We start from the raw sequence: 22,912 nt of genomic DNA, 5'->3' as shown, positions 1-22,912 counted from the left end.
TGCGGCAAGAGTGTGGAAGACGGTGTGGCAAGTAGGCGGGGAGAAGTGCGGCAGGAGTGTGGAGGCAAGTAGGGCGGGAAAAAAAAGTGCGGCGCGTAGGAGAGAGGACGGGACAAACATCTCAGCGCCTACGTGCATTACTCTCCCTGCCTACGTGCCGCGACTTGTTCGCGGCATCTAACGGGCACTGAATTAATGGCAACGTTCTCTCCTATAGCTCACGCCAATCAGGTCTCTCCTTTTATAAATTATCTTCCACCTGCCTACACCTGTTTTTATAAAAAAATATTTCAATTAGTATCCTAAACTTAGCTTAATATAATCCTCTTTTTTCCTTTATTGTGATTTACAACTTTAAAATTTCAATCTAGTATTTGATTTATGTACAAAATTCAAATAAAAAATGAACCAATTAAATGCACACCAAAACAATAAACAAAGACCGGACGAAGCGCTTCATCTCCTCCTTATACAGGGCGAGATAAAACCCCGCTCCAGTGAAGGATTGGACTTTTTAATCCCCCTTTATACCTGCTCTGTTCAAGCAGGTTTTCCATCGCCAGCGGATGATTATATTGAATCACTCCTTAATCTCAACAGTTATCTTGTCAAGCACCCAGCGGCTACCTTTTTTGTCAAAGCTTCAGGTGATTCCATGAAGGGGGTGGGAATTCATTCTGGAGATCTGCTCATTGTAGATCGTAGCCTTGAGGCAACAGATGGAAAAATTGTAATTGCTGCAGTTAATGGAGAACTAACCGTAAAAAGGCTTTCAAAAATTCGTGGGAAGGTCAGGCTTTTACCTGAAAACCCGCATTACAAGCCCATTGATATTACTGAAGAAGAGGATTTAGTCATTTGGGGTGTTGTGACTTACATCATTCATGCGGCGGGTTAATCATGTTTGCTCTTATCGATTGCAACAACTTTTATGCTTCATGTGAACGCTTGTTCCGTCCGGATTTAAAAAATAAGCCCATTGTTGTTCTTTCTAACAATGATGGCTGTGTCATTGCACGTTCCAATGAAGCAAAAGCTTTAGGTATCGCAATGGGCGAGCCTATCTTTAAAATTAGAGGGCTTATTGAACAACATCAGGTTCAGGTATTTTCCTCAAATTATGCCTTATATGGCGATTTATCAGCACGGGTCATGGCGGTCATCGAAGAATCCTGGAATGAGGTGGAAATTTATTCTATCGACGAAGCGTTTCTTGACTTGACTTCAATGAATCCTAATTTACGTGAATCATTTTGCATTGAATTGCAAAAAAAGATTTTAAAGCATGTCGGTATTCCTACTTCAATTGGTATAGGGCAAACTAAAACATTGGCCAAAATAGCCAATCATGTATGCAAAAAAGAATTAAAAATTCCTGTTTTTGATGGGAGCAAGCAATCTCATTGGTTAAGTCGGATTGCGGTAGGGGATGTCTGGGGCGTAGGAAGACAATGGCAAAAAAAGTTAATGGAGAAAGGAATTGGTACCGCGGCGGATTTAGCGGCAATGAATCCACACGTCGTTAAAAAGCAATTTAATGTGGTGTTAATGCGTACGGTAATGGAACTACAAGGGATTGCTTGCGGGGGGTTGGAAGAGATTGAACCCAAACAAAGCATTATGTCCTCCAAAAGTTTTGGGGAAATGCAAACTCATTTTAGCTCGATTGCTCAAGCGATCAGCAGCCATTGTGCGAGAGCCTGTGAGAAAGCCCGGCAACAAAATCTCGTGGCGCAAAGACTTCATGTCTTTATACGAGGTAATCCTTTTCGGGAGGATTTACCTTATTATGCGAATGGAATTGAATGCCGTTTGGTGAATGCTACGGATGATACGCGAGTAATTACCCAGATAGCAAAACTCTGCTTAAAAAGGATATTTAAGCCAGGAATTCATTATAAAAAAGTGGGTGTGATGCTGGTCGGTTTAATCAATAAATCACCGCTGCAAATGGATTTATTCCATCAACCCAGCGATGCCACGCTGTTGAAAAAGGACAAGCTCATGGGAATACTCGATGGCATTAATTCCCGCTATGGAAGCCATACGATCAAGCTTGCAGCAGAGGGATACAGTAAACCTTGGGCGATGCGTTCACAAATGAAATCACCTTGTTATACAACGCGTTGGTCTGAGCTACCGGTAATCGTAGCGAGCCATCGAAAAGAGGATCTTCCCAGGTAGGAATCCTGAAGAATTCTCGCCGGCGCGAAAATGTGGTGAATTTAAACCAGGTTTATAATTGTTGAGCCCAGAGAGGGTTGTCTCCGTTTAGTGGTAGGATATAATAAGTAATTAAGCAAATTTTTAGAAAAAAAATGATTTCAATGTATGCAATCCCCAATTGTGATACGGTAAAAAAAGCACGTATTTTCCTGGAAAAAAATCATATAAATTATGAATTTATAGATTTCAAAAAAAATCCACCAACCAAAGCACAAATACAAGCATGGGCAGATGACGTGGGAGAACTTCCTATCAATAAAAAAGGAACCACGTACCGAAAACATAAAGATCTTTATGAATCATTGAGCGCCCCGCAAAAAATGGATTTCATTATCGAGAATACCTCACTGATTAAAAGACCGGTCCTGGTGGAAAATAACAGGGTCATTGCCATTGGTTTTGATGAAGATCACTATAAGAACCTCATAAAAAATCCTGGCAATAAATAGGAATGGCAGGCTTATGGCTGTGCATGAATTCTCTTTTGAGTACTCCAGGATTTCGCAGACAAATAGCCTGTAAGGCAGTTTCTAATTGATCATTTGATGTGTATAATTTCCTTTTTTTACACATCATGGTGTTTGAATGACAATATTAGCTGTTTGCGGTCCTATAGGAAGTGATTTAGAAGAATTTAGTGGACAATGTTATTCTTTATTAAATAAAGAAAATACATTATTGATTCACAGTGCGGATTATAATTCAATGAGTTCGCTTCTATTTGCTATTCAGAATGCACGGGGAGATGTAATTGTTTATGGCCCGGATATTTTCTTAGATGACAAATTACGCGCACAATTTGATATAAAAGTATTTCTTGAACTGGATTCCGATCTCTGTTTGGGTAAGTTTCTAATATCTTCCTTAGCAAATAAGTCGAATGTTGAAAAATACCAGGAGTATTATTTTAACAAAATTCAACCTTTAAATGAAAAAATAAGAGAATCCGCCCAACATGCTGATCTGCGTCGTCCACAAGGAAGGCCAAGTGATAAATTAATTGACCTGCTCGTCGATAAAGAAGAAGGAACTTTAAAAAGATGTCCTCTTCTTTCTAGTTCTTTGTCAAGAAATGTATTCTGGAAATCGGTATCTCAATCGCAACAACCCGATCATAAGGAGCAAACTGAATCCAGCATCGTTTCAGCAAACCAATAAAATTTTATAGGAATTATAGAGAATGATGGTGACTCTCTAATAAAATTTTTAAAATGAGACAATACTTGGGGCATGAAAATTATATACTTTTATTTTTTTCGCAAATGATTGTGAATGATTTTGACGACATCAATACAGTCCGATTCCTTGAAAATGAGAATAGATTTAAGTTTAACCGATAAAATATTTTCTGCTGGAAATACCCTCTTGGAAGATACATAATTTCTTTAAAAAGGAAAAAGAAGCGAGCGTGAAAACAGAGAGCCTGTCTCTAACAATCTGATCGCCATAGTCATAGAATAAACTGGTTGCTTGCAACCAGGAGTAAAGTTTATTGCACAAAAGCTGGCGCTGTTCTTTTATTTTCATTAATTGTCTTTTTGAGCCGTTCTTTTTTTTCCGGCCATTGCTGAATGAATGAGTTATTTAATGCAGTACAATTTTGCGCAAGCCAGGGTCCGAATTGAACTAAAAGCAAAGGAATTTTAGGTTGGATACAGGTTGCAAAGTCTTTACGTGCTTGCTTTTGACATAAATTTTTATTGTCAATGCAGTTTTTAATGATATCATCAGACAGTTGCTGCCAATTTTCTGGAGGAGCCACTCCTAAAAATGATTGCGTCATGATTTTGGGTAATATATTTTGACTTATAGCAGCAAACTCCTTGGGGTTGACTTTGTGTTCGCAAAATTCTTGCTGTAACAGTTCCATGGTTTGTTTTCCGATTTGTTCTATTTCGTGCATATTAAAGCATGGGGTTAGGTTCGAATCGGATTGGGGTTTTGAGTCTGCAATGAGTACATTGCTGATTAAAGTAAGGCATAAACAAATTAAAATCCTAGTCATTTGTTTCTCCTAAAAATAAGTATTAAGTGAATATAGAAGAAAAATGGCAGACATTCTATTAAAGTAATCCAGTATTCTTTAAATGTATCTTATCTGTAAGAAGCCCAATCCTCTTTAGATAGGATAACTCATCTTTGGGGGAATGGTTATGAATCAAAACATTGAAATTCCAGATCTAAATGAAATTCGCAAAGCTCAAAAGATTCTTAGTGATAAAATTTTACTGACACCAGTCTGGGAATGGAAGAGCCCCGAAAAAAACACCCTCTTTGGAAAGAAAACGGAATTATTTATAAAGCTTGAAACACTACAATATGGGGGGTGTTTTAAACTTCGCGGTGCATTACTGAATATGATGGCATTATCATCAGAAGAATTAAAAAAAGGAGTTGTCGCAATCAGTGCAGGCAATCACGCAATTGCTGTTGCCTATGCGGCGCAGATTTTAGGGACACATGCCAAAGTAGTCATTCCGAAAACTGCTAATCCCTTTCGCGTTCAAAGGTGCCAATCCTATGGGGCCGAGGTAATCTATTGTGACACCGTACATGAAGGATTTGAACAGGTCCAAAAAATTGCAGCAGATGAGGCGCGAACTTTTATTCATCCTTTTGAAGGGTATCACACTGCATTAGGCACTGCGACTTTGGGTCTGGAATTCGCAGAGCAAACAAAAAATTTAGATGCTGTCATTGTCGCAATCGGTGGCGGTGGCCTATGTGCAGGAGTTGCAAATGCATTCAGCCAAGCCCAACCTTCCTGTCATATTTATGGAGTTGAACCAACTGGCGCCGATACAATGAATCGGAGCTTTATTGCAAACCGGCCCATGGCCATTGATAAAGTACAAACCATCGCAGATAGTCTTGGTGCGCCAAAAGCTGAACCGTATAGTTTTCAATTATGTAAGAAAAATGTGGATAAATTGGTCACAGTCGAGGATGAGGCACTTATTGCAGCCATGAAAATCATTGCCCAGGAACTCAAAATGATGGTGGAACCAGCTTGTGCAGCCGGATTAGCTGCCCTACTCAATCCTCTAAAAGATCAACTTGATGGCAAAAAAGTAGGCATAATTTTTTGTGGCAGTAATATGGATGTAGCTACTTTTTGCGGTTATACCCATCCCTAGCGCCTTAATCTGACAATAATTTGTTAGAGCCTGCCAGGGATGGATTCCCGTCCGCATGAGAACAGATATTCAACCATTTATTTAACCCTGAGAAAGAAAAAGATAGCTTTTTGACGGGAGTAGACTAATATCTTTAAAAAAGGAATGAAGAAGAACAAGGAGATCCTCATGCCCAGTTTTCTAGTCAATTATGGCGGGCCCTCATCGCAATTGAGTACCAACAAGAACTCTTTCCAGGGCATACTCACTGAATGTGAAAAATTCTACCATGCGCAAGTCAAATCCACGGCCTTTTCAGTCCATGGCCTTGATGTTATTTATTACAGGGTAGGTATTCATCGAATGGCAAAAGTAGAGCTGCCCGATCAAGTCCTTGAACATATGAAATCAAAAGATGCCGATGTGCGGAAAAAAGCCATTGAAACAAAAAAATTATTCGATAAGGTTAAATCAAGCGCCAGTGATTTCAATACCAAAGATTATAAGCTATTAGGAAATAACTGTGTCTCTGCTGTGGCCAACGTCCTTAATACGATGGAACCAAGCATGTTGTCGGGCGCTCATAAAATTATACCCCAAGTGCTAGATGAAAATATGGATGAAGCGCTTAAATTAGATGCTGAAGTGGATAGTATGATAAGGGGGACAGTACTTCCACAACAGCAGAATGCAACGCATAAAAATTATGCCCATGCGCATGTGTCTTCTGAAATATGGAATCATGTGATGGCTCCAGTGTCGCCACAACACCAGAAAGATATAAAGCAACAATTGCACCAATCAAAAAGACAGAATAATGTGCCTCAATCGGAAGAGGATGTTGCACATCAGATCTGGAGTGAGGCAATGACCTCTGTGGGGAAGCCGAATCAATAGAATAAACTGAAACAATCAGGCGCCAATGCCCTTTAAGTAAAATAAACCCCCAGTATAGAATCGGAAGTTCGAGAAATGGATAATGCTTTGCATTGAATTTAAAACAAGTCTCTTCCTGCGGTCCATGAGGGTAATGCATAGGAGTTCTTATTAAATTGGCGGCAGAAATTAGTAAAAAAACTTCTCGCCACCATCATGGATTTGTGCAAATAAAGTTGCGTTCCAGTGTGAATGGTATGAATGTCCTGGGGTAAAAGGTGGCGGCGCAGGTGTTCTAAATAGTTGGGATGCTCTAACCATCGCTGAACCAAACGCATGTCGACTTCCAAATGAAACTGCAGGCCGATAGTGTTTTGATGGTAACAAAAAGCTTGAACGCATCGGTTATTTTCTAAAAGCACTTGAGCCCCAGGGACAGTGTGATTTGCAAATTGATGCCATTGAAAAACATGTAGGGGCTCAACAAATGATCCAAATAATTCATGTTGGCCGCATTGGTTTACTGGTACCCATCCAAACTCAGGTTTTTCCAGTTCATAACAGCTTCCCCCTAACGCCAGGTTTAATAATTGTGAGCCCAAACAAATACCTAAAACAGGTATTTGTTTCGTTATGGCTTGTTGCAATAACTCTATTTCATGTATCAGGTGAGGGTATAAATTAATTTCACTTGGGTGCATTGCTCCGCCAAGAACGACAATCCCATGATAGCGGTTGATATCTACACGTTGATGGGGATCTCTGGCAAAATTAATATAACGAATACGTAACTTCATCCTCTTTAAGGTATGAATTATGATACCTAAAGGTTCAAAAGGAGAATGTTGTAAAACCAGCACTCGCACCATTGTTTCTATTCTTGAAATTATTTCCTTTAAGTATAGACTGATGATGATGACACAAAATCCAAACATATAGACTTTGTTCATATCCTGGGTTCGTTATTTTCACAAATGGAGGAAATAAATCCTATATTAGTCTGTTAAACCACATTTTAAATTACCCTTTAAGGCCACATCGATCATTTTAGGAGGGGGTAAATTTAAATTATTCATGAGTTCGATATATTCATCGCGGGATTTGATTTGTAGCCTGGGATTAAAATGTTTCTCTTCGGCAATGGTGCTTACAGTCATACCATGGTAATCATGTGCTGGATAAACCCTGGTATCTCCGGGCAAGGTCAAAATTTTTTCAAACAAACTATCATATTGCATGCTCGGGCTACCATTTTGGAAATCTGTTCTGCCAGTGCCACGAATTAATAAAGTATCTCCTGTAAAGATTATGTCGTTCATGATAAAGCAGTAAGAATCATCTGTATGGCCTGGCGTATAGATTGCTTTCAACTTAAGCCCATCAAATTCCAAAGTTTCATTATCCTGAAATTTTACTGAAACGCATTCGGCTTTTGTTTGCATGCCCATCATCAACTGACAATCTGTTTGATGGTAAAGATCCCCTGCAGCAGTCAGATGATCTGCATGAAGGTGTGTCTCTATAGATGCAACCAATTTAATATCTAATTGGTTAAGCAATTGGATATAAAGATGTGTTTTTGATTTAACCGGGTCAATTATTATGGCTTCTCTACCTTTTCCTGATGCAAGCAGATAAGTGTAAGTACAAGATTCATTATCAAAGAGTTGTCGAAATAACATTTAGGATTCCATATACATTAAGAGCCAGTTCATTGGCTTGTTACAATTGTTTTATTTTTTTTGTTAAAAAATAATTCTTGAGCATCATTTTATTTTTTAAATCTTTTTTGATGTTTTTTGTTTGGATAAGGAGGATTCCCCCAACCAGGCCAATACCAACGCGGGTAAGGAATACGACAAAGGCCATGAGCGCTGCGTCAGAAGCAGAAATATCAAACCAATGGTTCATCGTGAATACAAACACACTTTCGCGGATTCCAAGACTACCCGGTGTGAGCGGCAAAATGGTTAGTAAATAGGAAAAGGGAACTATAACCAAAAGAATTGGAAAAGGGATATCAAACCCAAGACCCCGAGAGAGAATGTAGGTTACCAACACATCCATAAACTGCGCCATGACAGACAACCCTAATCCGGTGAGCAAATGATATGCTGTCATACTTTTCAAGAAAGAAAGCTTTTCACTCCATTGACCAATTTTGGTTTGAATAGAATGCAATAAGGCTTTTTTTTCTGATTTTTTTGCCGAAGGTAACCGCTGTAGCAGTTGCGGAAGAAATAGAATAGTAACCACAGCTGTAATGGCCAAAAAGAACATCATCATTTTAAGTTGAATAATTTTTCCAGAATGCAGAGAATGAATACCCAGGTTTAAAAGAAGAATAAGCGCAGCGACACCAAGAATCCGTTCGATGAGGATAACAGCTGAAGCAAGCAATAATGTGGCTGATGAATTCCGATTGCAATAAAAAATGCGAAATACATCCCCACCAATGACGCCAGGTAACGCAAGACCCACAAATGTTCCTGAGATATAAGCAGAATAGGACTTAAGAAAAGAGTAAGAGACAGTGGCTGCACTTAGAAGATAGGCGCATCGTTTGGCCATGGGAATGAGCGTTATAAACGAACCTAAAAAACCCAGCCCAATCCAGAAGCCATGCATCTGTTTAAAAATAGAACTGGCTTGCGACCAATCAATGGTCCCTAAAACATAAGTAAAAGTGCCTAAGAGAATGATCCAGCGAAGAATTAAAAACAGTTTGTCTTTGTGTGCGAAATTAAAAAGCATTATTTTTCTTCTTTAATGGGAACACCATCTTGTATCAGGCTTTTATTCTCTTGCCGGACCTGCTGACGAATAGTCCACTGAATTGGTGTTGTCGAAACGCGCATGATTCGTAATACATATTCTCCAATAAGGGAAAAAGCGAGAAAATTGAAAGATGAAAAAATAATCATCATAAAGAGCAAGGTCATCCATCCGGGAACATTCACCCCAATGATAAAATAACGACTGAGGAAATACAGCGCGAGCACTGTACAAAAAAGAATCCCCAAAAACCCAATTCCTGCCAGTAGATGCAAGGGCATTACTGAATAGCCGACTATATTACTTAAACTATGCCGCAGCAGTCCCCAAAAGGTATAACCGCTTTTACCCTCTTTTCTGGGGTGGTGCGCTACAATGACATTGGTGATTCGTCGTGTTACAGACAAAAGCATAGGTCCCAGGGAAGGGTAAGGGACATTCTTTTTAAGTAAGGCATCTACAACTTGGTAACGCATGACCCTGAAAGCAGTCAGTCTCAGCTCAGGATTTTTTTTAATAAAGAAATTATTGAGCTGATTGATGAACGAACTTCCCAAGCGCCTAAAAAAATGGTGATGTTTCACTTTAGGCGCACCAAGAACCACGTCCAAATCTTCATTACCTCTCAATGCTCCTATTAAGATGGGCAACTCTTCCGGAGGATGTTGCAGGTCGTCATCAAGCGTGATGACAAACTCTCCATGGGCTTGTTTCATTCCAGCCAGAGTAGCAGATCCTTGTCCTACATTATTTAACAGCTGTATGGAGATGACGCGGCTGTCTTTTTGCGCCAGTTTTTGTAGAATTTGCCATGAGTTATCAGGTCCACAATCTTCGATAAAAATTATTTCAAACAGCTCCCCTAAAGACTCCATGACAAAAACAATGCGTCGATAGAGTTCTTCAAGCGTTTTAGCTGAATTAAAAACGGGAATGACTATCGAATAAGCTGGCTTCATAACAATGATAAATTGGATTTAGTAAAAAAATAATTATTTAGTTAGTTTATTATTGGAGTACTCAATCAAATCTTTAAAAGTTTTGATTTGATTGACGTCTTTTTCAGGTATTGAAAAACCATATTTTTCTTCTACTTTCATCAAGAGGGTAAAAGCGTCAAGTGAATCTAAACCGGCTTCTGAGAAACTGAGATCTTCTTCTATCTTATGGACATCCACGGTTTGGAATATTTCTGCACTGATACCTTTAATATCTTCTAAAGATGCTTGCATATTAAATATCCTATTTAATTCAATTACGTTCGAGTATACAGCTTCCCCAGGAAAATCCAATACCAAATCCGCATATTAAGATCCGGTTGTATGATAAATTAACGTCTTTTAGGAGCATAGGAATGGATGACGACACGGTATTGCCATATTTTTGTGCAAGGAAGGGTATTTTTTCTTCCGAAACATTAAGTTTTTGTTGGATTGTTGTGACGATATATTTACTGCCCTGATGAAGAAGAATCTGATCCACTTCCTCAAGGGTTAGATTATTTTTTTCTAGCGTTTGATGAATATGCTGGGGAATGTATTTGGCTGTAAAATTAAAAACTTCCCATCCGTTCATTACAAAAGTTCTTTGAGAGTCAACATGGATGGCCCCATGTTTACTCCCATCACTTCCAAATAAAAAATGTCCTATTTTCCATGTATTATCTGTCGAGGTGGTTAATAAGGTAGCGGTTGCAGCATCTCCAAAAAGTAAAGACGTATTTTTATCTGAGGGGTCAATTATTTTTGAGTAGGGATCTGCGGTAATCAAAATGCCTGTCTTAAATCCATTGTTTATCATAAAGCCTTTTAAAATGGATAAGCTATATACATAACCAGAGCAGCCTAAAGATATATCGAAAACAGCACAATCCTGTCTTAATTTAAGTTTGTCATGAACGATTGCTGAGGTATGAGGCAGACCAAAATTATCAGGATTTTGCGTGCATACGACCAAACAATCGATGTCATCATGGCTAAATTTGGCTTTAGATTGTAAATCCATATACGCTTTGACACACATATCCGAAGTTTCTTCATCCGAATTTTTGATTTGTAACTGCGTCACGCCAATTTTTTGCACTAAAAATTCTTCCTGAATATCGAACTTGTCCAACTTGGAAAAATTAGAAATTTCAGTAGAAGGTAAGTAATATCCGATTTGTTCCAGGTATATCATATTGGTTCTTCCTGCTTCAAAGAAAAATAAATTTCACCAACCAATTGATTATTGATAAAAATGTCGGATTGAACGAGCTTGAAATTAAAATTTCTTTTAAAGGAAATCATTATATTAGGATTATTCGTAGGGTAATTGAATAATTTTAATTTAGTGAACAACCACTTACCCTTATTGGGAAACATGCTTTGCAATAGTTTTTTGTGCATACTTACAATTGTTTCTGCAAAGGTATAAGGACTTTCTTCATTCAATAAAATATTTTGCTCAGAAATGCTGCATTTAGTAATAAGAATACTCTCATCATAAGGTTGATATACTACATTTTGAGAAGGTTCCTTTTCGAAAAAAAAGGAAATCCAGTATTTTTGATTATTCGCACTTAAGCTGGCGGTAGCATGCCCCAAATGAGCTTGTGATTTAAACTCATCCAGGTCTTGGGTAAAGAAAATGTGACCTTGATGATTTAAACTCAATCTATGAATTGAAAAATCGATCTCTGCCAATCCTTTGTCTGGGAAATGTCGCAGCATTTCATTGAATATGTCGGGTCCTTGGATGTAGTTACGATTTTCTTTAAAAGACAAGGAAAAATTATGTGTTTGCATCTTTTGCATTACTCAGAAATACACGCATATTTTTTCTATGGTTTACTGCAAAATTTCCCGAAACAACGTCCCCCTTCAGGACATCAGAAATGACTACAGAACCAATCTTAATATTTGCGTTATCATCAATAAAAATATTGTTGGATATTGTGGCTGAAGCACCTATCCAAACATTATCACCTATTTTAACTCGGCCTGCTAAACACACTTTTGACGAAATGTCACAGTTTTCGCCTATTTGGCAGTCATGTGCGATATTAGTATGAATTCCGACATGGGTATTATTTCCTAATTGGGTATATTCACTAAAATTAACTGAGCGTGAAATATTACAACCCGTATGAACAATACAGTTTTCACCTAATTTCACACCGCCAAAATGTTGGATTTGTATTTTATTACCCAGGACATGTTTTGAGAAAAAGCCGATTGTACCTATTGTAACATTATGAAAAATAGTACAGTTATTACCAATTATAGAATTGTCTAAAACAATAGCCCCATCATGAATCACAGTCCCTGCGCCAATATAAACCTGGGGAGAAACAATGGCTCTGGGTGATATTTGTGCAGAAGGGTCTATATAGGGTACAAATTTCGGAACATGAAATTGTTCGTGTATTTTACAATTATGCAGATAATAAAAAAACTGGTCTGGCAGGTCCAAGATGAGGAAGGCTTTGGGGATATCTATATTTTCACGAGCGATGACTTTGGGTGAGGTGATAATCCCTTGCACATTTGGATTATCCATGGCCATTTTTAAGTAATCTTTACCCATGGCCAAACAAATGGAATTAGAATTTTTTGTCCAGGAAAAAGAGGTTTGATGACAATTTTCAAGAAATAAGGGATTCACGGATTGAATAAAACCAAAATCCTTGCCTTTTTCTTTTATTATTTTATCAATTAACATAGATGAATGAACCAATGTATTTTCCATAATTTGGGAAATACTAATGGAATATACAGAAAATAGAAAGCCTATTCTTAATGAGTTTTGAAGCTCCCGTACCTCCAACGAACGTGCGTGGCATATTATTTTCGTACTATGTGAACAGGGTAATTGAAAAAGGAAGAGGGGGGGTTATAAAATACGCGGGAAATCTAGCGCTGAATTATAAGGAAGTTTATCTCATGTTGTTTGTCTTTAAAAATAAAAATTTTACTAATTTTTTTGCATTAAGTTTACTTTTTCTTATGTTATTCATCCTGTATACCCCCATATACGAAGGAAATGATGATGTTGGTATGTCAATGACAGCTCATGGGTATGGGGCAGCCTTGTATTCTTCCGCGCATATATTTTTTTCTAATATCATTTATGGATGGTTTATCAAACATTTGCCGACGATTCTAGATATATATCCTTACTTCTACATGACCTTCATTGCTCTATTCGTTGTTGCGTTTACCTTGTTATCTTGTTTTGATGCTTTAGCCATAAAGAAACTTATTTCCATCCCTTTAATTGTAATAATCCTGATTCGGGCAATAGCAATGCCCCAGTTTACTGTAAATGCTGGATTATTGGCAGCAGCTTCTGTGATTGCAATCCTCGTTTATATTGCGACATTGCGCTTTAAATATGCCCTTATAGGCATGTTACTAATATTTTATAGTTTTTTGATCCGTGATAAAGAACTCTTTTTTGTATATTTAGTTGCCCTACCATTCTTATTAAATCGAAATTTATTCAACCGTAAATTTATAATTGCTTTTTTTATTCTAATTACCAGTTGCATTGGGGCTAAGTATGCTAACTTTCTTGCTTTTAATGGAGAAGCATATTCTCATTATAAGGCATTGTCCCAAACGCGTGTTCCTTTTAATGATTACCACGCGGGAGCCTATTTTATTCAACGACCAGAAATATTAAAAAACTATGGATATAGTGAAAATGACATCAGTTTATTAAGTAATTTTATTTTTGCTGATCCTTTGATTGCCGATCCTTCACGATTGAAACAATTATTAACCCATTTTAAAGTCACCACACGTTTGCATGATAATATTCCTTTAGCCATAGAAACCCTTAAATCGATTAATCATCCTACCCTACAGCTGCTTATAATCATTTCAATTTTTGGTACTTTACTATCCAGAAAAAAAATAAAGATTTTGATTTCCTGGTCTATTTTTATGGCCATTATTGTCTTTATTGCTTTATTGGGCAGACCTTCTGTCTTAAGAGTTTATTATCCAATCATCTCTTTTTTGGCACTTGTACCTTTTATATTTATTGATTTTAAAGAATTTAAATACAAACAGGTAATTTCCCTGGTTTTAATTTTTCTGGGAATTTTTGTCATTAGAAATAATAAAAATTTAAATGATCAGCGTGCACATATTGCAAATATGGCCGTGAAAGAGGCCAGGCAATCTTTAAATCAGGACCTTTATTACGTATTTGGTGCGTCGCTTCCTTATGAGTATATTTTTTTGCCACTGAAGCCGCCGCATATTAATACTAAATTCTATGCTTTTGGAACGGCCTATTATATGCCGAGCAGAATAAGCCATCATTATGCATTTGGATCCAAAAGTTTTAGTAACCTTTTAAAATCAGGAAAAATACTCAATGTGATTGCGATTCCAGGACACCTGAATCTTATAAAAAACTATTGTTCTGAGCATATGAACAAAAATTTAAATATTATATCTTCTAAAAATATGACGACTTTTTTTATTTACGCAATTCAATGTACTTAAAAGAGTGAATTTTATTAATTTAACTGTTCCACAATAGTTAATATATTTTTGGGATTACGAGCGATATGGGTAGGTTTATAACGGGTAAGTAATTCTTCTGAATTGAATCCCCATGTTACTGCAATCGATTGAATACCACATTTCCTCGCGGCTTCGATATCCCGCGTTTCATCGCCGATGTAAAAAGTATCATTCAAATTCATAGCATAGGATTTAATTGCTTTTTTTAATAAATATTTCTTCCCGAAAAAACTTGATTCTGCGTGAATAAAATGGAATAAGTTTTCCATATGTTGTTGCTCAAGCCACGCTGAAACATTAGACAATGAATTTGAAGTAACAATGCCCATGGAGCAATTCAAATGCTTTAATTCAGTAAGTACTTCGGGTAAATCAATAAATGAAGAAAGAAGAGGAATTTCTTTCTTCATATACTCTCGTGCTTGATGCATGATACGGGGCAGTTTATAAAAAGGAATTTTTAAATATTGGATAATCTCTGTTGATGTTAAATTTCTTAATGTTTCGAATTCAAGAGAGTCTATCTTGCGCAAATTAAATTTATCAGCCAGTAGGTTCATTTTTTCAATAGCTATAGGAAGACTGTCTGCTAACGTTCCATCAAAATCGAAAATTAAATTGAACTTCCTTTTGTCCATAGTTTTTTCACTTAATGCATTCAAACTGGGTGATAAATATAAGTACCATATATAGAGTATTATCGAATAAGCTAAAAAGCACGAATATCTAAAAATTTTTTTGAATCTGGGTATTTATCCTCCTGGCTTTATCGTTTCAATGCGCGTCTGAGTTTCTTGATACCCTCCATATCTGATTGATTAATTAACTAATTGATGATATAATACTCACTTCTTCTGAGTCCCATTCAATGTCTAAAAAGCTCGGATTTACAAAAATATAATGTAAAAAAATAATAATAAAGCTGTTGTCAGGAGTCGTATCATGTGGTTTACATTTGCAATTTTTGCGGCCATTTTGTGGGGATTTAATTACGCTTTAGCTGAAAAGATATTAAACAGCATTTCACCCATTACCTTATTGGCATTGGAAATGATAATTGGGGCGATATTGTTTGGGTGCATCTCTTTCTTTACCACCATGAAAAGAGACGTTGCATTATTGACTAGCGATTCAAATTTATTATTCATCACTATTGCTGAAATAGCCATTGTCCTAATCGCCAGCTATTTTATCGCAGCATCCATTAACCTTAAAAATGCGACGATTGCAGGAATTGTTGAATTAACTTATCCCATTTTTACGATTATTTTTACCTGGTTTTTGTTTAACCAAGTCCATGTGAACCTCTCAGTAATAATAGGGGGGCTTTTAATATTCACAGGTGTTTTAGTGATAGGACTTGCCTAATCTCTCTAACGGATACTGTACATGCATGTACCCAACAAGTTCTAAGGGCGGATCTACACCCGTAGAGGCAGAACGTAATCTACCCCTAGGAAAAGAAATCATTAAAGGCATGATTACGCTGATTATTTTTAACAAAGGATAATGAAGCTTACAGATTTATCAGCTGAAACTATCAATTTGGAAAATATTCAAACTTATTAATAAAAGATAATAAACCACAACAAGCAAAACAGTTACAGGATAATAGAGTAAAACCGCGCAATAACCTAAGTCCGAAAAAAAGAAGATGATATATCCCCTCAAGCGATATAAACGAGGATCATAATCGGAACACGATTAGACAAGTAGATAATCTAAGCTCATTTCCCTCTCTTTTTGTCTATTTATTTATTTGTTGCTGCAGTATTGTTAAAGTGAAAAAGGAGTAATCAAAAAAGGAATTGAAAAATGAAAGCAGAAACTATAAAAAACGAAATAGCCTTTTATGACCAAAATAAAGGTCTTTTTAGAATAATTAAAGATGAGCCCCATATTAAAGAGCTAAGAGATTTTTGTAATACCAGGCTTGAAGGTATTGATACTCTGACTCCTGCTTTACTAATTGAATTAGCGGGTATTTTACTGGGCAAAAATGATCGGGATAGTGATTCAATCAGCAGTCAGATTTTTAGAAAACTTGTGCGGTATTTCGGTGGATATCCAACATTAGAATGTTTAAAAAAAGAAGGACAATTGTCCGAAGAGAATATTACTTTTCTAGAGAAAAACCATAAACAAGCCGATCTACTGGCGCCACTCATAGTTTCTATTGGGAAAAAACTAGCTCCTGTTTATAAACAAAGAATGTTTTATGCTGCCGAAATGCTTTCTGAAAAAGAGAAGCTGTTAGAAATGTTTACTTATTTTGCCAAGTTTGCATTTAATGAAAATGCTGATCTCTATTTTGAAATCATCCATTTTCTGAATGTTCATGGAATCAATACAGATGATGTTGTTCCGCTACTAAACAATGTGAAACAGCTTGCAAATATAAAGCATACACTAGAGATGGTACTAGATCGGTTTAATTCTCAATTCAATCATAATATTTTGGTTGCCATAATGAAGTTACAAAATCCTGGATATTTTTATCCAATCCTTGAGCTTCTTCCCAATACGCCTGAGAGTTTGAACCATTTGATTGAAGTGGATGGGATACTCGATAAATGTGTCGGCGCAGAGCAAATTCTTAAAAATTTTAAAAGCGCAGGATGGGAGTTAGCGCCTTACTTAAACCGTATTTTAAGCGTCGATAGAAATGGGGAGAATTTGCGGCAAGCTACCGATAGGCTTAAAGAGTTGCCTATTAAGTCTGAATTACTTCCGATGATTTTAGAATCAGTCTTTACCTATCCGGATAAGTGTGTTGCCTTAGTGAAAGCTGTGGCGCTTTTAAATGATGAGAATGTACGGAAAGATTTATTGAAAATAGTTTTTGCATCGAAATTTCCCGACAGAGCCGCTGCTGCGATAGTAGCGCTCAGGAAGGAAAATTGTCTCGACAAACAAACACGTAATTTAGTTTGCGCTCAATCTGATTATGCTGTTGAATTAGCGCATGCTTTTGTTCTGTTCAAACAAGTAAACTATACTGCCCGTGCAGGATTTGATGCGCTGGCTCAAAGGCCGCAATGTGCCGATAAGGCAGTAAGGGTGATTGATTACTTGCAAAAGCATTCTCTTTTAGAGCTTTTGAAAGCCAAACCCGCACCTTATAAAGGGACAGTAAAAAAAGCTTCTGATTTGATGATCACTGCGGTATGTAAAGCTGGATTAACGGATGACTCTTTGCTGAAACTATTCGACATCATGAAAAAAGTGAATCTTTTAAATCCTCTTAATCTTCAAAAGTTAATGCATCAATTAAAGTACATTAAGACACTAAGCAGCGCAACAAGATGTTTGGCCAATGGGAATAAATTGGATCAAAGAAATTTTGAAAATTTAATCCAGGATCCTGCCAATTCCTTAGCCTTGGCAGAAAGTTTAGGAGGAACTCCGACATCACCTTCCTTGCCACATGAAATCGATGCAGGGGCAAAAGATTTTGTAGAAATTAGAAAAGCGGCAAAGATTTTAGCGCAAGGCCAAAGACAAGGATTTTTCATGCCATTACCGGATTCAGAAAAGGTAAAATCACTTGAGAAGGCAACGCATAAAAAAGTGAGTGTCATGTGCAAGGATACAATGATTAAAATTGCTGAGTATACTGGCGGAAATCATTTGGAGAAGAATGTGGTGCACCAAATTGCAAACAACGCTTATTGTTCTGTATTGAAATAAAAAACATGAGAAGGTGGGGTTTCCACCTACATTCTTTCATGGATAAGGCTACCCAAGGCTCATTTCTTTTTGATTCATGTTTCGCTTCATTGTATGATTTTATATACAGTTAGAATAATAAATATCAATTAAATGGATATGAGCTTTTTTAAAGAGTACACAAAGGGAGCATACTCATGTGGGAACGAGCAGTAAAAAATGCAAAAACGAGTCAACCTATTTCTACAACCGGTATGTTCGCGCACACTTATTATTGGCTCACTTCCCCTTCGGGGGATCATGTTTATCATAATCCGGACTTCAACAAAGAAATAAGCCAGGACGCAGAAACTGTGATTTATTTTATTCATGGTACCGCAGATCAATCTTCGGCTTTCCAGAGAGTCGTCGAACGTTTGATTCAAGAGGGTCTTCCGAATGAAATCTCCTCCTTGAACTTGCCTTCCTTTGAGCAACGCTATCTTGGAAAAAGCATTGAATTTTTTGCGGAGCAACTTAGGGAAAAAATTAAAGCAAACGGCCATCGTCGTGTGATTTTAATCGCTCATTCCCGAGGAGGATTAGTTGCCTCCTATTTTGCAGAGTATTTAGCCAAAGTTGCCGGTATAGAAGTGTCTCTTGTCATGACTGTAGGTACTCCATTTAATGGTTCTTATCTCGCAATGCGTCCGTTAACCTGGTTTTCTGACTCCATTAAAGAAATGGAAATAGGCAGTGATTTTCTGATCCAATTAAAGAAAAAAATTATGGAAAATTTAACAACTCTTTATCATTTTTTTATAGCCACCGAAGATGCAATCGTTCCAGGAGATTCCGGTTACATTAAAGATTATGTTGATAAATTCCCTGATTCGCTTACTACTTTAGATCGCCATGGCCATCTTTCTATCATGTCGTCTCACCGCTTGGTTTCCTCCATTGCTTTTTTGATTCGTAAAATATTTCATAAAACTCACGAGGGCTCAAAGTCTGTAGTAACTAAAAGAGCCGAATTCAATCTAATTGAGGATTATATTCCTTCAGTACAAGCGCAACATGCGTCTTCACCAGTAGCTCCCAAACAGAAAGAGTTCGTTATTATTGATGACTACTATGGTACAGGACAAAATATTACAGTAAATAAACTCAAACCATAACAGGATGGTAACCTGAGTTATTATGATTTCGCGCCAGGCATTGGGTGGCCTCTCAGTAGGAAAAATTTTGCGAAATATAATTGCAGGGTAGACATTATTGATACAGTTTTGTAAAGTGGCTCCATCGGATTGATAATACGAATACAAGGTCAATGATGGAAAATGAGACTTTAAAAGCATTAATTGCAGACGAAAAGGATATTCTTGCATTATCCCGGCGTTTATTGCGACATTCTACAAGTTATTTGAGCCTGCGTGGGGTAATACAATGCTTACGACAAATAATTTCTGAGCAACATTCATTACGTTATTATCATGCATCAGATCAAGCCTATCCTCAAAAATTAAGTTCGATCCAGGATCTTCGTAAAAAACTACGTAGCTTACTCACAGAAAATTATGGTTTAACTTGGTTCACACGCGTTGTTGATCGAAATTGTAGTGATGATTTGAAATTAAAAGAACGCTTATATCAATTTATTCAACGTACAATTGGCCCTGTCATCAACTTATCGATTTCGATTGAAGACAAAAGAAAATACTTGGTTGTTGCGTTTCCTAATTCTGAAATTCGAAATATTTTTTTGAAGAATCTCGGTATATATCAAAAGAGGGGAGTGCTTGTGATTCACGAGAATCAGGTTTTTTTCCCAGCATCTCTTTCGGAAAACCAACGATTAGTTGTTACTTTCCCAACTGTCAAAATAAAAGAATCCTTTATTCATCTTCTCAACTTAACGAAAACAAAACTCGTTTCTTCATCTTATAATGATTGTTCTTTATATGTGAATGATAGACGGATCCTTGATACTGCTTCTAAATTTTACTTTGCCATCCAGTGTCCGTATTTCAATAGCTATTATCAAATTCGTCACGCTTCCCTTATGCTGGCTCAAAGCTACCGGGATCGGAATAGTTTTTTTAGCATGGAAAGATTTCCTATTGAATTAACACTAAAAATTGCATCGGATGTCTGTTCATCCGATGCAATGTCTCCTGAGGAGAAAATGAAAACAGCTGAGAGTAATTTTGGATGGCCAATCTAGCTTTTAATATAATAGGTATAATCGATAGACTCATCACCCTTTGCTGATGGCTTTTCTTTCGGAGCCGTTTTGGCTCTTTTAGGCAGATCAGAATCATCTTTCGCAAAGAAAGTAGGGCGGCTTACATTTTTAAAACCCAAACAATTGGGTTTGGGGCGTTCAGTTTTTGCTCCGGCATCACAAGTTTGTGTTTGAACGGTGACCTCTTGTTTACCAAATGAACCGAGTCCTTCGTAATATAACTCTACGGAACCACTATTATCCAAGTTGATTGCATCTGTACAACCGAGCTCTTCAAATAATTTCGCAAATTCTTCTGCCGTAACGCCACAGCTCCTATCAGGATTATGTATTACCATCAGTATGATAGTGTTTGAATCATTTCTATAGCCAATACCACTTCGTGGTAATCGATTAAAATGATTATTATTTAGATCTGGTGTTTTTAATTTGTTTGAATTTTTCAAAATTAAAAACCCGGATACGGCATCTTTATTCTCATAGAAATTAGAATCTTGCAATTGTAAATCGATTTCGTCATGTGAAATAAATTGCGCTGTCTTTAATCTCTTTTCAAAAACAACTGCATCCAAACCAACATTATTTTGATCGAGCACTTTATGGGTGGAGACTAGCTCGCCGTCACTTATTGATAATCCAATGAGATAGGTGCGCGGTTGTGTTCTGGGATTGATTTTTTGTCCAACATTTGCAACGCCACTATCCCAGACATTAAACCAGTTCGCATTGACTAATAAATCGGGTTGGGCAGCACCTGGATGTACTTTGGGCCAGTTGTTACGCCATTCCTTTAATGTAAATAGTGGCGCATCAAATTGACCTTCTTCATAATAATTCCCTTCTCTATCAGGGAATTTAGGAGCATTGGGCACACAAGTTGCATACTCTGATAGGGGAATTTCAACAAAATATCCCAGAACCTTATCTAAACCAGGGTTCTGGCTCAATATTTCCTTAAAATTAGGTATGGATCGTACGTCTTGTACCTCTGTGGCAGATGAGATACGTGCTATTTTTTCGTTGACTTGATCCGTTTTGGTTTTTACAGGCTTGCTAAACACAGATTACCCTCTCTAAAATTTTATGATAATTTGTAGTAATTTTGGGCACCATGATAAACTGAATACATTAAGGAAATCTTAAAAAAAGAATAAACAGTGCATAATAATACCATAAAGATTACAAATAGATCACCCAAAAAGAGTGAATCATTAAAAGTCCGCTAATTACCATGATGATCTTTCGTGAGTTTTCACGACACCTTGAATTTTCACTGATATTCGCTATGATCAAAATACAATCAAAATGATTAACAAAAGAACCTTTAATTTTAAATGTTATAAATAAAATAATTTAGGATTTGCATTATGAGAGCATTTTTCGGACGGCTTCCTCCTTCAAGCTCAAATAAAATTCGCGAAGCCTACATGGCTCAAAAACCTGGTTTATTTCAAGGAGCTTTATCAGGGAATGGACATCGATATGAAAGTATGGGTCTTACCGTACGCGCAATTACAGATCCAGAAGAATATAAGACATTAAAGAATCACTCTAAAACAAATATGCACAACTGGTCAAAAGCTCGAGCAGATTTTCCACTTTCAGTCGATGTTGTCGCTAAAGACTGTCTCGTAGCAGCATTGGAGGCTACTAAAAAAGCTGGGAAAATTTATATGGTTTTAAACATGGCCAATTCCCATTTCCCTGGCGGGGCTGTTTTTGAAGGAGGTAATGCTCAAGAAGAAAGTATGTGGCATCGTAGTACCTGTCCCCTTTCATTAATGGATAAATGGATTAAATTTGATAAGGACTATACGAAAACTTTTTTATATACCAAAGAAGGAAGGGCGTTTGTAGAGGGTAAAATAAAAATGACAGAGGCAGAACTTGATATTTTAAGCGAGCGCTGTCCTAATGCACTCTCTTCTACCAGGATAGCTTATAAAACTTTCTACAGTAAAGAACCACGAATATGCTTTAGAGGTCCTGAAGTTTATTTTTTACCCTCCTCTACAGATGAATTCATGGTAAGAGGATATACCCCAAATCCTGAATTAAGCTTCATGTTTCTTCCTACACACCAGATTTTCCCTTTCTATGAGCTAAGGTCAGCTGCCCCTGAACATATTACTAAATCTCAGCATGAGGTACCGATTAATGAACGTATTATGGAAATGCGTCGACGCATTTCTTCTCAATTAGACACCCTGATTATTGCAGATCAACCTAATGCTATTTTAGGCGCGTGGGGATGTGGAGAATTTCATAATGAGCCTGAACTGGTATCCGATATTTATGGGGAAGAAATTGAAAGAAGATCCAGCTTTTTTAAACACCTCATGTTTCCTATTCTCGACACGCAAAGCGCGCGTAATTTTGAGGTATTCGAAAAAGCACTCAAGGGAATTAAACTTGGTGATACCAGATCTCTTCAAAACAACAATAAGGTCTAATTTAAATTCGACGAAGAACGAAAATACTGTTTCTGATGCATCCATTTGATTGAG

23 protein-coding genes are annotated in these 22,912 nt (G+C 37.1%); 12 read left to right on the top strand and 11 right to left on the bottom strand.

Annotated features, from left to right (window positions below):
• Window positions 1-403 precede the first annotated feature (403 nt).
• From BU07_RS16690 to BU07_RS0105315, 4 genes are all read left to right on the top strand, one after another.
• Window positions 404-898 (top strand): LexA family protein, encoded by a 495-nt coding sequence (locus tag BU07_RS16690; protein ID WP_035898987.1) that lies wholly within the window; start codon window positions 404-406, stop codon window positions 896-898.
• Window positions 899-900: 2 nt separating this feature from the next.
• A complete protein-coding gene (locus BU07_RS0105330; protein WP_051635479.1) occupies window positions 901-2,184 on the top strand; it encodes a Y-family DNA polymerase in 1,284 nt (427 codons plus the stop codon).
• A gap of 134 nt (window positions 2,185-2,318) precedes the next feature.
• On the top strand, window positions 2,319-2,675 hold the full coding sequence (locus tag BU07_RS0105325; protein WP_031564063.1) for an arsenate reductase family protein: 357 nt from the start codon (window positions 2,319-2,321) through the stop codon (window positions 2,673-2,675).
• Between the two features lie 136 nt (window positions 2,676-2,811).
• On the top strand, window positions 2,812-3,384 hold the full coding sequence (locus BU07_RS0105315; RefSeq protein WP_031564062.1) for a nucleoside/nucleotide kinase family protein: 573 nt from the start codon (window positions 2,812-2,814) through the stop codon (window positions 3,382-3,384).
• Between the two features lie 331 nt (window positions 3,385-3,715).
• Here BU07_RS0105315 and BU07_RS0105310 read toward each other — a convergent pair whose 3' ends face one another.
• A complete protein-coding gene (locus BU07_RS0105310; protein ID WP_031564061.1) occupies window positions 3,716-4,231 on the bottom strand; it encodes a hypothetical protein in 516 nt (171 codons plus the stop codon).
• Between the two features lie 148 nt (window positions 4,232-4,379).
• On the opposite strand from BU07_RS0105310, the gene BU07_RS0105305 reads away from it, so the two are divergent.
• Both BU07_RS0105305 and BU07_RS0105300 read left to right on the top strand, forming a co-directional pair.
• The gene (locus BU07_RS0105305) at window positions 4,380-5,363 is read left to right on the top strand and encodes a threonine ammonia-lyase (RefSeq protein WP_031564060.1); all 984 of its coding nucleotides are present in this window, start codon (window positions 4,380-4,382) and stop codon (window positions 5,361-5,363) included.
• A gap of 168 nt (window positions 5,364-5,531) precedes the next feature.
• Window positions 5,532-6,239, top strand: a complete 708-nt coding sequence (locus BU07_RS0105300) for a DUF778 domain-containing protein (protein ID WP_031564059.1) — start codon at window positions 5,532-5,534, stop codon at window positions 6,237-6,239.
• Between the two features lie 98 nt (window positions 6,240-6,337).
• Here BU07_RS0105300 and BU07_RS0105295 read toward each other — a convergent pair whose 3' ends face one another.
• The 8 genes from BU07_RS0105295 to BU07_RS0105260 are packed head-to-tail and all read right to left on the bottom strand — an operon-like array spanning window position 6,338 to window position 12,710.
• Window positions 6,338-7,168 carry a type 1 glutamine amidotransferase gene (locus BU07_RS0105295; RefSeq protein WP_242601904.1) on the bottom strand — a complete coding sequence of 277 codons (831 nt, stop codon included), beginning with the start codon at window positions 7,166-7,168 and terminating at the stop codon, window positions 6,338-6,340.
• A gap of 45 nt (window positions 7,169-7,213) precedes the next feature.
• On the bottom strand, window positions 7,214-7,900 hold the full coding sequence (locus tag BU07_RS0105290) for an MBL fold metallo-hydrolase (RefSeq protein WP_031564057.1): 687 nt from the start codon (window positions 7,898-7,900) through the stop codon (window positions 7,214-7,216).
• 40 nt (window positions 7,901-7,940) lie between these two features.
• Complete coding sequence (locus BU07_RS0105285; protein WP_031564056.1) at window positions 7,941-8,972, bottom strand: lysylphosphatidylglycerol synthase transmembrane domain-containing protein; 1,032 nt, start codon at window positions 8,970-8,972, stop codon at window positions 7,941-7,943.
• Window positions 8,972-9,952 (bottom strand): glycosyltransferase family 2 protein, encoded by a 981-nt coding sequence (locus tag BU07_RS0105280; RefSeq protein WP_051635478.1) that lies wholly within the window; start codon window positions 9,950-9,952, stop codon window positions 8,972-8,974. Before BU07_RS0105280 ends, BU07_RS0105285 begins: the two co-directional genes overlap by 1 nt.
• Window positions 9,953-9,985: 33 nt before the next feature.
• On the bottom strand, window positions 9,986-10,225 hold the full coding sequence (locus BU07_RS0105275) for a phosphopantetheine-binding protein (protein WP_031564054.1): 240 nt from the start codon (window positions 10,223-10,225) through the stop codon (window positions 9,986-9,988).
• 19 nt (window positions 10,226-10,244) lie between these two features.
• Complete coding sequence (locus BU07_RS0105270) at window positions 10,245-11,171, bottom strand: ketoacyl-ACP synthase III (protein ID WP_031564053.1); 927 nt, start codon at window positions 11,169-11,171, stop codon at window positions 10,245-10,247.
• On the bottom strand, window positions 11,168-11,779 hold the full coding sequence (locus tag BU07_RS0105265) for a hypothetical protein (RefSeq protein ID WP_031564052.1): 612 nt from the start codon (window positions 11,777-11,779) through the stop codon (window positions 11,168-11,170). Before BU07_RS0105265 ends, BU07_RS0105270 begins: the two co-directional genes overlap by 4 nt.
• A complete protein-coding gene (locus BU07_RS0105260; protein WP_165482419.1) occupies window positions 11,766-12,710 on the bottom strand; it encodes a DapH/DapD/GlmU-related protein in 945 nt (314 codons plus the stop codon). Before BU07_RS0105260 ends, BU07_RS0105265 begins: the two co-directional genes overlap by 14 nt.
• Window positions 12,711-12,916: 206 nt before the next feature.
• Here BU07_RS0105260 and BU07_RS0105255 point away from each other — a divergent pair, with 206 nt between their 5' ends.
• Window positions 12,917-14,491, top strand: a complete 1,575-nt coding sequence (locus BU07_RS0105255) for a hypothetical protein (RefSeq protein WP_133134482.1) — start codon at window positions 12,917-12,919, stop codon at window positions 14,489-14,491.
• Window positions 14,492-14,505: 14 nt separating this feature from the next.
• Here BU07_RS0105255 and BU07_RS0105250 read toward each other — a convergent pair whose 3' ends face one another.
• Window positions 14,506-15,150 (bottom strand): HAD-IA family hydrolase, encoded by a 645-nt coding sequence (locus tag BU07_RS0105250; RefSeq protein WP_031564049.1) that lies wholly within the window; start codon window positions 15,148-15,150, stop codon window positions 14,506-14,508.
• A 304-nt stretch (window positions 15,151-15,454) separates the two neighbouring features.
• On the opposite strand from BU07_RS0105250, the gene BU07_RS0105245 reads away from it, so the two are divergent.
• From BU07_RS0105245 to BU07_RS0105230, 4 genes are all read left to right on the top strand, one after another.
• Complete coding sequence (locus BU07_RS0105245) at window positions 15,455-15,880, top strand: DMT family transporter (RefSeq protein WP_031564048.1); 426 nt, start codon at window positions 15,455-15,457, stop codon at window positions 15,878-15,880.
• Window positions 15,881-16,327: 447 nt separating this feature from the next.
• The gene (locus tag BU07_RS0105240) at window positions 16,328-18,202 is read left to right on the top strand and encodes a hypothetical protein (RefSeq protein ID WP_031564047.1); all 1,875 of its coding nucleotides are present in this window, start codon (window positions 16,328-16,330) and stop codon (window positions 18,200-18,202) included.
• A gap of 176 nt (window positions 18,203-18,378) precedes the next feature.
• A complete protein-coding gene (locus tag BU07_RS0105235; RefSeq protein ID WP_115262307.1) occupies window positions 18,379-19,338 on the top strand; it encodes an alpha/beta hydrolase in 960 nt (319 codons plus the stop codon).
• Between the two features lie 152 nt (window positions 19,339-19,490).
• Entirely contained in the window at window positions 19,491-20,384 is an 894-nt protein-coding gene (locus tag BU07_RS0105230) for a hypothetical protein (protein ID WP_031564045.1), read from the top strand.
• On the opposite strand, the gene BU07_RS0105225 is transcribed toward BU07_RS0105230, so the two are convergent.
• Entirely contained in the window at window positions 20,381-21,466 is a 1,086-nt protein-coding gene (locus BU07_RS0105225) for a phosphodiester glycosidase family protein (protein WP_031564044.1), read from the bottom strand. The genes BU07_RS0105230 and BU07_RS0105225 overlap by 4 nt on opposite strands.
• Window positions 21,467-21,772: 306 nt before the next feature.
• On the opposite strand from BU07_RS0105225, the gene BU07_RS0105220 reads away from it, so the two are divergent.
• The gene (locus BU07_RS0105220; protein WP_031564043.1) at window positions 21,773-22,858 is read left to right on the top strand and encodes a poly(ADP-ribose) glycohydrolase domain-containing protein; all 1,086 of its coding nucleotides are present in this window, start codon (window positions 21,773-21,775) and stop codon (window positions 22,856-22,858) included.
• Window positions 22,859-22,912 lie beyond the last annotated feature (54 nt).

The organism is Legionella wadsworthii DSM 21896 = ATCC 33877 (assembly GCF_000701265.1).
GTDB lineage: Bacteria > Pseudomonadota > Gammaproteobacteria > Legionellales > Legionellaceae > Legionella > Legionella wadsworthii.
This window is presented reverse-complemented; position numbering and strand designations above follow the sequence as displayed.